At 59.1% G+C, this 12,897-nt stretch carries 9 protein-coding genes; 7 read left to right on the forward strand and 2 right to left on the reverse strand.

The window, feature by feature from the left end:
• Positions 1 to 467: 467 nt before the first annotated feature.
• A complete protein-coding gene (locus AB4Z52_RS15370; RefSeq protein ID WP_442218797.1) occupies positions 468 to 1,190 on the reverse strand; it encodes a hypothetical protein in 723 nt (240 codons plus the stop codon).
• Between the two features lie 952 nt (positions 1,191 to 2,142).
• Here AB4Z52_RS15370 and AB4Z52_RS15375 point away from each other — a divergent pair.
• From AB4Z52_RS15375 to AB4Z52_RS15405, 7 genes are all read left to right on the forward strand, one after another.
• A complete protein-coding gene (locus AB4Z52_RS15375) occupies positions 2,143 to 3,714 on the forward strand; it encodes a Fic family protein (protein ID WP_442218798.1) in 1,572 nt (523 codons plus the stop codon).
• A gap of 403 nt (positions 3,715 to 4,117) precedes the next feature.
• Positions 4,118 to 5,026, forward strand: a complete 909-nt coding sequence (locus AB4Z52_RS15380; protein ID WP_442218799.1) for a LysR substrate-binding domain-containing protein — start codon at positions 4,118 to 4,120, stop codon at positions 5,024 to 5,026.
• A gap of 122 nt (positions 5,027 to 5,148) precedes the next feature.
• Positions 5,149 to 6,309, forward strand: coding sequence for an ABC transporter substrate-binding protein (locus tag AB4Z52_RS15385; RefSeq protein ID WP_442218800.1), 1,161 nt, complete (start codon positions 5,149 to 5,151; stop codon positions 6,307 to 6,309).
• 233 nt (positions 6,310 to 6,542) lie between these two features.
• A complete protein-coding gene (locus AB4Z52_RS15390) occupies positions 6,543 to 7,532 on the forward strand; it encodes an ABC transporter ATP-binding protein (RefSeq protein WP_442218801.1) in 990 nt (329 codons plus the stop codon).
• Entirely contained in the window at positions 7,529 to 8,500 is a 972-nt protein-coding gene (locus tag AB4Z52_RS15395) for an ABC transporter permease (protein WP_442218802.1), read from the forward strand. The genes AB4Z52_RS15390 and AB4Z52_RS15395 overlap by 4 nt, the downstream gene beginning before the upstream one ends.
• The gene (locus tag AB4Z52_RS15400) at positions 8,490 to 9,305 is read left to right on the forward strand and encodes an ABC transporter permease (protein ID WP_442218803.1); all 816 of its coding nucleotides are present in this window, start codon (positions 8,490 to 8,492) and stop codon (positions 9,303 to 9,305) included. The genes AB4Z52_RS15395 and AB4Z52_RS15400 overlap by 11 nt, the downstream gene beginning before the upstream one ends.
• Before the next feature lie 18 nt (positions 9,306 to 9,323).
• Positions 9,324 to 10,751 (forward strand): gamma-aminobutyraldehyde dehydrogenase, encoded by a 1,428-nt coding sequence (locus AB4Z52_RS15405; protein WP_442218804.1) that lies wholly within the window; start codon positions 9,324 to 9,326, stop codon positions 10,749 to 10,751.
• A gap of 240 nt (positions 10,752 to 10,991) precedes the next feature.
• On the opposite strand, the gene AB4Z52_RS15410 is transcribed toward AB4Z52_RS15405, so the two are convergent.
• Positions 10,992 to 12,764 carry a diguanylate cyclase gene (locus AB4Z52_RS15410; protein WP_442218805.1) on the reverse strand — a complete coding sequence of 591 codons (1,773 nt, stop codon included), beginning with the start codon at positions 12,762 to 12,764 and terminating at the stop codon, positions 10,992 to 10,994.
• Positions 12,765 to 12,897: the final 133 nt, after the last annotated feature.

Consider the following 12,897-nt stretch of genomic DNA (forward strand, 5'->3'; position numbering starts at 1 on the left):
CAGGGCCAGGGCTCCGGTGGGGAACCCTCGTTCAAACTATGTGGCGGATAAAATCCATGCCCGATTCTAGACAGAAGACAGCCCCAGACGAACACACGGAAATGCGGTACCCAACCCGCGCATAAGAGTATGCCAGCCGTCGTCAAAATGCCCTGTCTCCTGCTTTGTTCAACAGCTTCACGCATGTGTTTTCGTCGTCAAAGCCGGAAAGGAAAGATCATGACTAAAGAGCTTGCAAACGAACATAAGAGTTTGTTCGTCAACAACATTTACCCGATACTCCGGCGCGCCATCACTTCGGCCAGGAGGTCGGTCTCGCGGGCATTGACGAAAATCCCCCATTTCGAAACGTAACCGATGTCGCCCTCTTTGCGTTCAGCGCGACCGAAGAAAGAACGATAAGTGCTAGGGATGACGGAACGCAGAGCCCCGCAAACGTGGGGCGGGAGCGGTCGCCCAGCAGATTTCTAGTTTCCGGATTGTGGAGACTTATTCGCTTCAGCGCCCGCTGAGGGAATGACGCTTCCGGTCGTGCCGTGGTCGACCTTGTCGGCGCTATCAGCCTTTTGGACTTTCTTCTTGCCCTTCGCGCTCTCGTCGCTCTTTGTTGCATCGGCGGCGACGGGGTCCTGGCAGTCGCTATGATCCTTGAGCGAGGCGATCACGCCATCGATATCCTTGAGCGGCATCTCGACGCGCTCGCCGTAGAACAGACCCTGATCGCTGGCGGTGCCGTCGTAGTAGCGCGCCGTATAGGGCGCATCGACAGCGCCATCTTCGACCTTCGTCGGGTCGGGTACATAGACCACGTCGGCGCCGAGCGCCCGGCCGTGGATATCCGAGCGCAATGTCGGGCCGTTCCGGTCGAGGACAACGACCTGCACGAGATCGGGCTTCTGCGCCTCGTAGACCGCCCTTGCCACCCGCAATGCCGTCTTGACGCGCGTCAGGCCGTCGGTGGTGTCGGTGGTGATATATTTGCGGATCCAAACGCGGTTCTGCTTGCGGATCGTCACCAGGTTGACGTCCGTGCAGATCAGCCCGTTGACGGAAGCGGACGATGGCCCGAGCAGCCTGTCCCTACCGATATAAAGTGCGAAAGCACCGGAGGAGCCCATCAACAGGGCCACTCCGCCGACAATAAGGACAAGCTTCCGGGAAAGCCGGAAAATCTGCAGTAGGGCCTTCAAGCCAACTGCTCCGTCATAAAGCACTCCAACGCGACAAAGTAATCAACCGCAACGCTAAAGACATCGTGTTTCAGAATACTTAAGGAGGAGCCGCCGAGGGCCGCGCAAATGCTGCCATGACCAAAAAAGGTCCCGTTGTTTCCGTTAGACTACAGCATTGATTTTGCAGACTTCCGCTTAGCGGATCAGGTGGGGGTGCGATGTTCTATCGTTGGCTATATATTGCTCAAGGGAGATCCCTTGTGCTGTTTTGCGGCATCGCTAAACCTGTATCGAAGCTCTCTCGAAACCTTAAGAATTCTCTGGCAGCGTCCACACAACCGAGGGATGCGCGTGAGCCGTGATCAATTCAAGCAGAAGGCCATTTCTTATACCCTATACCTCATTGCCTTGCTGACATGGCGGTGATGGAGGGGCAACGGAAAGCCTTCGTGACAGTGATCAAGGTCTACGTACCCAAGGGTGCCGATGAAGCCACCCCACAATCAACGCGGAAAGACAGAACCACACCCGCCCGGCAGGTCACAGACCTCCTAAGAGGGCGGGATGTAGGATGCGGCATCTTGGGGGCCTTGCGAGAGGCGGCGGCCCCGATCCTCGCGGCGGACGTTTCCCGGTGCTATCTTTGTCGCGAGGGTCTCGAACGCGCTGCAGAAGGGCTTTCACCTCGGCTTTCTAGTCGTTTTCTGGACTTCTCCACAAGCTAGAGCAAGAGGGTCTAGTTCGCGCCGAAGACGATGCACTATGCGGCGGCAGAGCTGCCATTAGCAATGTTAAAGGCCTTATGCGATCCTCACGGACAAAATCCGGACTTATGCAATCCTCACGGACGAATCATTTGACGCCGACGACCTTATGCGACATTCTCTTATGCGATCGTCACGGACAAAATCGCCTCTTATGCGATCCTCACGGACAGTTTCCATCATCAGTCCGTCCATAGGAGATAAACATGCCGCTTTTTTTCACACCAACCGGCGACGATGCCGAAGATCGCCGCCTCAGGCGACTTCAAGAAGCGGGCGAAATAGAACGGCTAACCAGCGGCGTCTTCTTCAAACTGGAAGGCGAGCCAAAGGAAGTCGAGGTTAGGAGAAACTGGGCCAAGATCGTCGCCAAACTGGTCCCCGGAGGCGTGATCACGGACAGGAGCGGTATTGAGACCAAACCCGTTCAGTTTTCTCAGGAGGGACCCAACAACATTTATGTCTGCGCGCCACGAAGCAGGACCACCCTCGAACTTCCCGGCCTTTTGGTCCATGTTCGGAATGGGGCTGGTCCGGTTAAGGACGACATCGCATACATGGGTACACACCTTGCGGGGAGGGAAAGACGCCTGCTGGACAACCTTACCCCATCAAGGGCGAGACGCGGCCAGGGCGCTCGGACTTTAGGCGAAGAGGTGGTCGAGGCCAAACTGGACGAATGGTGCAGGGTCAATGGCGAAGACTATCTTAATGGGATCAGAGACAGGGCGAGACACCTGGCACCACTCATCGAGCGAGACGAAGAGTTCAAACGACTGAACAATATAATCGGCACGCTGTTGAACACCCGCAAAGATTCTATGGTAACGCCTCAGGGGAGGGCCCGAGCGGCCGGCATGCCCTTGGATGTCGCCTGTATCGAAAGGTTCGCGAAACTTGCCGTTTATCTCTCAGAGCGAGCGCCGCAAGCAATCGTCACGGCGGACACTACGCCGGATCGGATGATGGCTGGATCATTCGTCGAGGCGTATTTCTCGAACTATATCGAAGGGACCGAGTTTGCGGTCGAGCAGGCAACCGAAATCGTATATGATGGAAAAATTCCGGCAGACCGACCTCAAGACGGACATGACGTGCTGGGGACCTACCTGCAACTGGTCGAAACCGTAGGGCGACCGCCATCGGCTACCAATTTCGAAGAGTTCAAGGACGAGATTAGGACGCGCCACAGGCGGCTGATGGAAAGTCGGCCCGATGTCCGACCCGGACAGTTCAAGACCATTGCCAATCGCGCGGGCGATACCTCGTTTGTTACCCCAGACCTCTTGGAAGGTACTTTAAAGGAGGGGCACGCTATGATGAGGAGCATCGAAGACCCGTTCCGGCGCGCCGCGTTCCTTCATTACATGATGGCCGAGACACACCCCTTCAACGACGGCAACGGCCGTATTAGCCGCATCCTAATGACACGTGAGCTGCTGTCGGCCGGCTTATCTAGAATTGTCATACCAACAGTGTTTCGCGGAGACTATCTTGATGCGTTGCGGGGTCTCTCCCGGCGCGATGACCCATCAATTTTCGTGCGGTCACTGGAATTCTGTCAGAAGGTCTCGGCGGCATGTTCCGCGCCGTCCGCATCGGAAGCAATAACGATCTGGGCTCAAACCTATGCATTCTGCGAAAATGCAAGGTACGCAAGGCTCACAATGCCAAACGCCGCTGTTCACGTGATCAATCGAAACGGCGTTTATGCACCGGATGACTACTGGCAATCGATATCGTCGGCGGCAAACGCCAATCCGTTCGGTGTCCGGTGACACTCCCGGCCCTGAAGGACAGGGCTTGATGGGGAACTCCTAGACATGAACGTAAATTCTCTCATCGAGCCACATACATGAACATATACGTTCTGTACGGCGCAGGGCCAGGACTGCCATCTATTTCCCTTCAAGGTAGATGGATGCCAACACGTCCAGAGGCATTCGACAACACCGGCTGCGAACTCCCGTGAAATCGCATGGGCCTTTGCGATGCCGTTCGGCTATCGGATTTGGAGTGGATATGGATCGCTGATCGCCCTGTCGGCTTTCGCGACCTCACTCGTCCTGGCCATAGCTGCACAGAAGCGAAGGACCGGCACCTCGGACGCAAACACTTCGCCAGGCGGATAGAATAGCAATGACGCTTGTCACCATGCGATGTGGCATGGTCTAAACGGCCATGGCATTCACCCTGAGACAGCTTCAATATTTCGTTGCCGTGGCGGAACAGGGTTCGGTCACCCGGGCTGCCCAAAACCTGTCGATCTCGCAATCCTCCGTGACGGAGGCGTTGAAGGAGCTGGAAAGCGACCTCGGCGTTGAACTTTTTGACCGGCATCCGCGCGGGCTCTCCATCACACATAACGGCCACCAGTTTCTTCGCCACGCGACCAAGATCCTCTCGACCGTTTCCGACGCCCGCACCAGTTTTTCCGGACAGCAGGGCGCGCTCAGCGGGACGCTCAATATCGGTGTGACATCGCTCGTCGCCGGTTATGTCCTCTCAGACCTGTTGGCGCGCTATCGACGAGCCTGCCCAGGCGTTGAAGTCACCGCCATCGAGGACAATGGCGGATATCTCGAACATCTGCTGGTCGGCGGTGAACTCGACGTCGCCGTCATGGTCATTTCAAATCTGCGCGACCGCATGGCATTGCAGGCGGAAATCCTTGAGACATCGCCCTATCGCCTCTGGCTGCCGCTGGGTCATCCGCTCGTGTCGGCCGACATTATCAGCGTTGCCGACATCAGCCGCGAACCGCTGATCATGCTGACGATCGACGAGATCGAGGAGAATACCGGCAAACTGTTGAGCGCGCTTGGCGCCAGGCCGCATGTCGCCTTCCGCACCCGGTCGGTGGAGGCGGTGCGCAGCCTTGTTGCCACAGGAGCTGGCGTGGCGCTGCTGCCGGATCTGGTCTATCGGCCGTGGTCTCTAGAAGGCGACCGCATCGAGAGCCGGGATGTCTCGGGCTCGCTGCCGGTCGTTCAGGTCGGCATGGTTTGGCGCAAAGGGTCCAACCTGCCGCAGGCGGCGCGCGATTTCGTCGGCATCGCCGAGGCCATGCGCTCCGGTCGCCAGCGTTAGGCAGGTATCGGAAATTCCGATATCGCCGTTCTGATAAATGAATTTGCGAATGCGGCGAAACAGCGTCAATCTCAGGCTCGGGAACAGAACGCCACAAAAGTGGCCCAAACCGGGAGACTGCGATGAAGCATCTGCTGAATTCATGCACGGCTGCGCTAGTGGCGCTAAGCTTCGCTACTCAAGTCATTGCCGCCGAGCCGCTGAAAGCGCTCGGCAAGGGAGAGGGCGCCGTCAGCATCGTCGCCTGGGCCGGCTATATCGAGCGCGGCGAAAGCGACAAGTCCTATGACTGGGTCACCGGCTTCGAGAAGGAAACCGGCTGCAAGGTGTCGGTCAAGACCGCCGCGACCTCCGACGAAATGGTCGCGCTGATGAACGAAGGCGGCTTTGACCTGGTCACGGCCTCGGGCGATGCCTCGCTTCGCCTCGTCGCCGGCAAGCGCGTCCAGCCGATCAACGTCGATCTCATCCCGAGCTGGAAGACCCTTGACGATCGGCTGAAGAACGCGCCCTGGCACACGGTCAATGGCGTGCACTACGGCGTCCCCTATCTGTGGGGACCGAACGTGCTGATGTACAATACCGATGCCTTCAAGGACCAGGCTCCGAAAAGCTGGAATGTCGTTTTCGAAGAAATGACGCTCCCGGACGGCAAGTCCAACAAGGGCCGCGTCCAGGCCTATGACGGCCCGATTTACATCGCCGATGCCGCCCTCTATCTGATGGCGCACAAGCCGGAGCTGGGCATCAAGGACCCCTATGAGCTCAACGAAGACCAGTACAAGGCGGCGCTCGATCTCCTGCGCGGCCAGCGCAAGCTCGTCAGCCGCTATTGGCACGACGCGATGATCCAGACGGACGATTTCAAGAACGAGGGCGTCGTTGCCTCGGGCTCATGGCCGTTCCAGGTCAACCTGCTGCAGACCGACAAGCAGAAGATCGCCTCGACCTTCCCTGAGGAAGGGGCGACGGGCTGGGCCGACACCACCATGCTGCACGTCGACAGTACGCATCCGAACTGCGCCTATATGTGGATAGAGCACTCGCTGCAGCCCAAGGTCCAGGGCGACGCCGCCGCCTGGTTCGGCGCAGTACCCTCAGTCCCCGCCGCATGCAAGGGCAACGAGTTGATGACAGACACCGGCTGCGTCACCAATGGCGTGGACCATTTCGACAAGATCAAGTTCTGGAAGACACCGGTTGCCAAGTGCGCGAGCCAAAGCGAATGCGTGCCCTACCATCGCTGGGTGTCGGATTATATCGGCGTCATCGGGGGGAGATAACGCGCTACACCTTCTCCCCAGCGGGGAGAAGGTGGCCCAGAGGGCCGGATGAGGGAGTGGCGCGACGGACATCATCTTCGCTTGTCGCTCAGACGTTCGCTTCGGACTGTGCTCGCCCCTCATCTGTCCTTCGGACATCTTCTCCCTGCTGGGAAGCAGAGGAAGGATGCCGCTCTCCATGTGCCCATTCTTTCACCCATGAGAACCAAGATGACAATTTCCGGAGCACCCCAATGACAGCCGCCGTACGCTTCCAGAAGGTGTCTCGCCATTTCGGCCAGGTCCGCGCCGTCGATGGTGTCGACCTCGAAATCGCGCCGGGCGAGTTTTTCGCCATGCTTGGCCCATCCGGGTCCGGAAAGACCACGTGTCTCAGGCTGATTGCAGGTTTCGAGCAGCCGACATCGGGCCACATCGAGATATTCGGAGAAACCGCCGAAGGCGTCCCGCCGTACAGGCGCAACGTCAACACCGTATTCCAGGACTACGCGCTGTTTCCGCATCTAAACATCCTCGACAACGTCGCCTACGGGCTGATGGTCAAGGGCGTCGGCAAGGCGGAGCGAACGAAGGCCGCCAGCGAAGTACTGGAACTCGTCAAGCTGCCGGGCTATGGCGCCCGTCGGCCCGGGCAGCTTTCCGGCGGTCAGCGCCAGCGCGTTGCACTCGCCCGAGCGCTCATCAATAAGCCGAAGGTGCTTCTCCTCGACGAGCCGCTCGGAGCGCTTGACCTTAAGCTTCGCGAGCGGATGCAGGAGGAACTGAAGAGCCTGCAGCGGGCGCTCGGGATCACCTTCATCTTCGTCACCCATGACCAGAGCGAAGCCCTGTCCATGGCCGACCGGGTTGCCGTCTTCAACGATGGCGGCATCGTACAAGAGGGAACGCCCCACGAGATCTACCAGCAGCCCAGAACGCGTTTCGTCGCGGACTTCGTTGGCTCGTCCAACGTGATTGCGCCAGACATCATGTCGGCGCTCGGCGGCGAGCGGCGCTGGGCAAGCCTGCGACCCGAGGCGATCAGCCTTGCCGGTGACACCGGGGTGCCGGCAATGGTGCAGACGACCAACTTCCTTGGTGCCGCCACGCGCCTTGCTGTCGAGACGAAGGGCACGCGGCTGCACGTCACCGTTCCGGCCGGCGTCCCGATCCCGGAGACTGGTGCCTCGGTCAAGCTCTCCTGGCAGCCGGCGGACGTGCATTATATGGATGACGCCGCATGATGGCCGCAGTCGCATCCACCGGCATGATGCCGGCCACATCGATCCTGCCCGGACGCGGCGGGCTCTTCGGGCGTCTGTCCGATCTTTTCTGGCGGCGGCCGAAGCTGCTGCTTTTCCTGATGCTGACGCCGCCGCTTGCCTGGCTCGGCATCATCTATGTCGGCTCGCTGCTGACCCTGCTGCTGCAGAGCTTCTTCTCGATCGATGATTTCTCCGGCCTGGTGAACTACCAGTTCACCCTGTCGACCTATGCACAGCTGTTGAACTCTTCCAATTTCGACATCATCATCCGCACCATCGTCATGGCGGCGCTGGTGACCGTCGCTTCCGCATTCGTCGCCTTCCCGATCGCCTATTACGCGGCCCGCTATGCCAGGGGAAAATGGAAGGCGCTGTTCTACCTCGGCGTCATGCTGCCGCTATGGTCGAGCTACCTCGTCAAGGTCTATGCCTGGAAGCTGATTCTCGCCAAGGAAGGCATCCTGACCTGGCTCTTTGCCAAGATCAGCCTTAGCTGGCTGCTCGATGCTGTCCTCAGCCTTCCGGTGATTGGCGGCAATTCGCTGTCTGTCAGCTATATCGGCACCTTCCTGGTCTTCGTCTATGTCTGGCTGCCCTATATGATCCTGCCGACCCAGGCAGCGCTTGAGCGCGTCCCCGCCAACCTGATCGAGGCGTCCTCCGATCTCGGCGCGACGCCAGGCCAGACCTTTCGAACTGTGCTTTTGCCTTTGGCATTGCCCGGCATCGTCGCCGGCTCGATATTCACCTTCTCGCTGACGCTTGGAGACTACATCATCCCGCAGATCATCGGCTCATCGAGGCTCTTTATCGGCCAGGCGGTCTACGCCCAGCAGGGTACCGCCGGCAACGTGCCGCTCGCCGCCGCCTTCTCAGTCCTCCCGATCGTCATCATGGCGGTCTACCTTTGGATCGCCAAAAGACAGGGAGCCTTCGATGCGCTCTGACCGCAACCAACGCTCGCCCCTCCCATTGAAGGCTGCTGCTGCAGGCGGTCTGCTCTTCCTGCACCTGCCGATCCTCTTGATCTTCGTCTATGCTTTCACGACCGAGGAGAAGAGCTATCAATGGCCGCCACCGGGCCTGACGCTCAATTGGCTCACCGTTGCGTGGAACCGGCCGGACGTCTGGGCAGCGCTTGGCCTCTCGGTTCAGGTCGCGGTGATTGCGACGGCGATTGCCTTGATGCTCGGCACGCTCTGCGCCGCAGCCGTCAGCCAGACGAAGTTCTTCGGCCGTGAGGGCATCTCGCTTCTCGTCATCCTGCCGATCGCCCTTCCCGGCATCGTCACCGGCATCGCGTTGCGCTCCGCCTTCAGCCTGTTTGATATCCCCTTCTCCGTCTGGACGATCGTGCTTGGCCACGCAACCTTCTGCGTCGTCGTCGTTTACAACAACGCCGTTGCCCGCTTTCGTCGAACGTCAGGCTCGCTGATCGAGGCGTCGATGGATCTTGGTGCCGATGGCTTCCAGACATTTCGCCACATCATTCTGCCCAACATCGGCACCGCGCTGCTGGCAGGCGGCATGCTCGCCTTCGCACTGTCATTCGACGAGGTCATCGTCACCACCTTTACCGGCGGCCAGCAGATGACCTTGCCGATCTGGATGCTTGAAGAACTGATCCGGCCACGCCAGCGCCCGGTCACCAATGTCGTCGCCATGGTGGTGGTGCTCGTCACCTTCCTGCCGATCCTGGCTGCCTACTATCTCACCCGCGACGGCGATCAGATCGCCGGCGGTGGCAAATAATTAAACGAGGAGAACGTCATGGACACCGCAATGCTGATCGGCGCCCGCTTCGAGGCCGGCACGGAGACTGAAGAGAACATCCTCAACCCGAAAACGGGGGAGACCGTCCTGAAGCTGGCCGAAGCCTCGCTTGGACAGATCGACAATGCGGTTGATGCCGCCGAAAAGGCATTCAAGAGCTGGTCGCAGACCACGCCGTCCCAGCGCTCGGCCTATCTCTTAAAGATCGCCGATGCGGTCGAGAGGGACGCTGAAGCGTTTGCAGCACTCGAAGCGCTCAATTGCGGCAAGCCGATCAACGCCGTGATCAACGACGAAATCCCGGCGATCGTCGATTGCTATCGCTTTTTTGCAGGCGCTGTGCGTAACCTTCATGGACCGGTCGCCGGCGAATATCTGCCGGGCCATACCTCGATGATCCGCCGCGACCCGATCGGCATCATCGGCTCCATCGCCCCGTGGAACTACCCGTTGATGATGATGGCGTGGAAGCTCGCCCCGGCAATTGCGGGCGGCAATACCGTCGTCTTCAAGCCGTCCGAGCAGACGCCGCTTTCGGCGCTGAAGATGGCCAGGCTGTTCGCAGACATCCTGCCCGAGGGCGTCGTCAACGTCATTCTCGGCCGGGGAGAAAGCGTCGGCAACGCGCTGATAAACCATCCGAAGATCAGCATGCTCTCGATCACCGGCGACGTCGCAACCGGCAAGAAGGTGCTGCAGGCGGCTGCAAAGACGGTCAAGCGGACCCACCTTGAACTGGGCGGCAAGGCGCCGGTCATCGTCTTCGACGACGCCGATATCGACGCCGTCGTCGCCGGCATCCGCACCTTCGGCTATTACAACGCCGGCCAGGACTGCACGGCAGCTTGCCGGATCTATGCCGATGCAAAGGTCTACGACAAGTTCGTCGCCGATCTGTCGTCAGCCGTTTCCAGCATCAAGTTCAACCAGGCCGACGACACCGAAAATGAGATCGGCCCGCTGATCTCCAAGCGCCAGCGCGACCGGGTCGAGAGCTTCGTCGCCCGCGCGGCCGAACACAAGCACATGGAAATCACATCGGGCGGCAAGGTGTCCGGCGACAAGGGCTTCTTCTTCACCCCGACCGTCATCGCTGGCGCGACGCAGGATGACGAAATCGTTCGCCGCGAGGTTTTCGGGCCCGTGGTATCTGTCACCCGCTTCACCGACGTCGAGGATGCGGTTACCTGGGCAAACGACAGTGATTACGGCCTGGCATCCTCCGTCTGGACCAAGGACATTAGCCGCGGCATGCAGACGGCTTCACGCCTGCAATATGGCTGCACCTGGATCAACACGCACTTCATGCTTGTCAACGAGATGCCCCATGGTGGCCTGAAGCAATCCGGCTACGGCAAGGACATGTCGGTCTATGCGCTGGAAGACTATACGGCGGTTCGACACGTGATGATCAACCACGGCTGATTTACGGCCTGCATCGCCTCGGAAGTGCCTCCCGATCCCGGGGGGGCACGAGGCCGTCAGAATTCATGTGACCTGCATCAGCCCCTCGTGGAATATCTCGCGGGAGCCCTGACGACAACCATTGAGGCCCATGACCAGCATATCCCTGACGGCAGCGCAAACATTCGGAAGTATATTGCCGCCTGCGCTCTGTGTGGCATTTCGAAGAGAATCCGTTTTGGATGCTGTGGTCGGTAGCTCCTAGGATGCAGCCGAAACAGTGGTGTTCCGGCCCCTCATCTTTGCCTCGAGCAACGCGGCATCGGCTCGATTCAAAAGAGTGTACAGCGCGCCCGAGGCTGGGGACGAGGCAACGCCAACCGATATTGAGACCGGGCCGACAATCCGCCCACGATAGCTAAAAGGCGTCTTGAACACCGTCTGCCGAAGTCTCTCGGCCAAATCGAAACCGTCCTCGTCGGCCAGTTCCTGGCATAGCGTTGTGAACTCTTCGCCGCCAAAACGGTACGCGGTGCCAAGCGATCCGACGGTGTCGCATATGATCTGTGCGACGTAGCGCAGGACCTCGTCGCCCGCGTCATGGCCAGATTCGTCGTTGAAGCGTTTGAAGTGGTCGATGTCGATCATCATGCAGATGAGTTGGCGGCCAGGTCGTTCTCTCTGGAGATGGTTGAGGGCCTCATCCAACGAGCGACGATTGAAAAGTCCGGTCAAACCGTCGCGAACAGCGAGATTAGTGAGTTTCTCGCGCAGCTGAAGGTTGGCCACAGCAAGTCCGACATTCTCGGCGATGAGTTCCAGATAGAGCCTCGGCGCGGTCGCCGCGGCTTGCCCACCGACCTGCTCTTCGAAATACAGCAGGCCAATGGCCTCCCCTTGGGCGGTGAGCGGCACGCAAAGTTCAGACGCGTCTGCACCGTCCAGATGCTGACAGGGTATATCCCCATGATGGGCGTTGCTGACATGTGGCCTGCCCCTGCGCAAACCCCAGCAGGCGATCGCCGGAAACGAATGTTGCGAATGGTGCGGATCAAGCCAGCTGCTGAGCTGGTTCAGAACTGTCCGGCTCTCGTTCATGATGTAGAGGGAGCCCGCTAATCCAGGAAAAATGCGGGGCGCAAACAACGACACCACCTCGGCAAGTTCCGTCTGCGACTGGCATGCTTGCAGACGGTGCATCATCTGCAGGATCAAATCCTTCGTCTCCTGATCCCGCCTCAATTCGGCGTCAAGGCGGTCGCGTTCAATGCCATTTTGGCGGAAGATCTGGATTGCATCGTTCATGTCACCGATCTCGTCATGGCGATGATCGGAGGGGACTTCGACCGCGTAGTCCTGGAGCGCAAGGCGGTTCACTATGCTTGTCATGCGCTTCAAAGGGATTGCAATCCGGCGCCTGAGGACAAAATAGAGCACGCCAAGAAACACGGCTGCTGTCAATGCGAGCATTAGTTTTGCACATGCGCTCCAGAAATCGCTCCGCGACTGAGCTTGACCGACCGCTGTCGCAGTCCGCATTGTCGACAGCGACCGAAATGTGGAGACCCCGGCGAGTAAAGCGGTTTGCAGGCGCTCATGCTCCGGCCCGAACAGCGTCGTTCTTGGGCCGTTCTGGTCGCCGTTGCGATAGCTCGTCACGGCAGCATCTTCGAATTGGTCAAGCGTTTCGGCTTTGACGGCAACCTCTTCAATGAGCTGATATTCCTGCGGCGAAATTCCAAAGGATTTCAGATTTTCTATCGTGGCATCACGATGACTGTCCTCGCCCGCAGCCTGCTTGAAAGCATCGTAATGTCTGCTTTCGCCGCGGATCACGTAAAGTCTTGCCTGATCCGACGTCTCTTCAACACCAATAGCAAGCTCTTCAGCCATATCACCCAGTTCGACGTGCTGCTGCAGGGCGCTTCTCTCTTGCCCCGCACTGCGGGCAGACAGGATAAAAGCGCCTCCCGACAACGTTGTCAGCAATAGCGTGACGCCGTAGGCCCAATTGGTGATCGTCGCTATCCGCATCCGGCTCTCCCGCAACCGCAACAACCGCGGACAGGTCTTAGTACGCTCTTGCCAGAGAAGAGGCGAACCCGCGATCCCAAGATTGTTGAAAGTCCGAGCTTACAATAAGATTCGAAATGCGGCCACCGCAATT

The sequence above is a fragment of the Rhizobium sp. 2YAF20 genome (genome assembly GCF_052114685.1).
GTDB lineage: Bacteria > Pseudomonadota > Alphaproteobacteria > Rhizobiales > Rhizobiaceae > Rhizobium.

Bases quoted from the DNA above. Each gene is read 5' to 3' on its own strand.
- AB4Z52_RS15405 (WP_442218804.1), top strand. From the start codon at position 9,324: ATGGACACCGCAATGCTGATCGGCGCCCGCTTCGAGGCCGGCACGGAG.
- AB4Z52_RS15385 (WP_442218800.1), top strand. From the start codon at position 5,149: ATGAAGCATCTGCTGAATTCATGCACGGCTGCGCTAGTGGCGCTAAGC.
- AB4Z52_RS15400 (WP_442218803.1), top strand. From the start codon at position 8,490: ATGCGCTCTGACCGCAACCAACGCTCGCCCCTCCCATTGAAGGCTGCT.
- AB4Z52_RS15390 (WP_442218801.1), top strand. From the start codon at position 6,543: ATGACAGCCGCCGTACGCTTCCAGAAGGTGTCTCGCCATTTCGGCCAG.
- AB4Z52_RS15395 (WP_442218802.1), top strand. From the start codon at position 7,529: ATGATGGCCGCAGTCGCATCCACCGGCATGATGCCGGCCACATCGATC.
- AB4Z52_RS15410 (WP_442218805.1), bottom strand. From the start codon at position 12,764: ATGCGGATAGCGACGATCACCAATTGGGCCTACGGCGTCACGCTATTG.
- AB4Z52_RS15375 (WP_442218798.1), top strand. From the start codon at position 2,143: ATGCCGCTTTTTTTCACACCAACCGGCGACGATGCCGAAGATCGCCGC.
- AB4Z52_RS15380 (WP_442218799.1), top strand. From the start codon at position 4,118: ATGGCATTCACCCTGAGACAGCTTCAATATTTCGTTGCCGTGGCGGAA.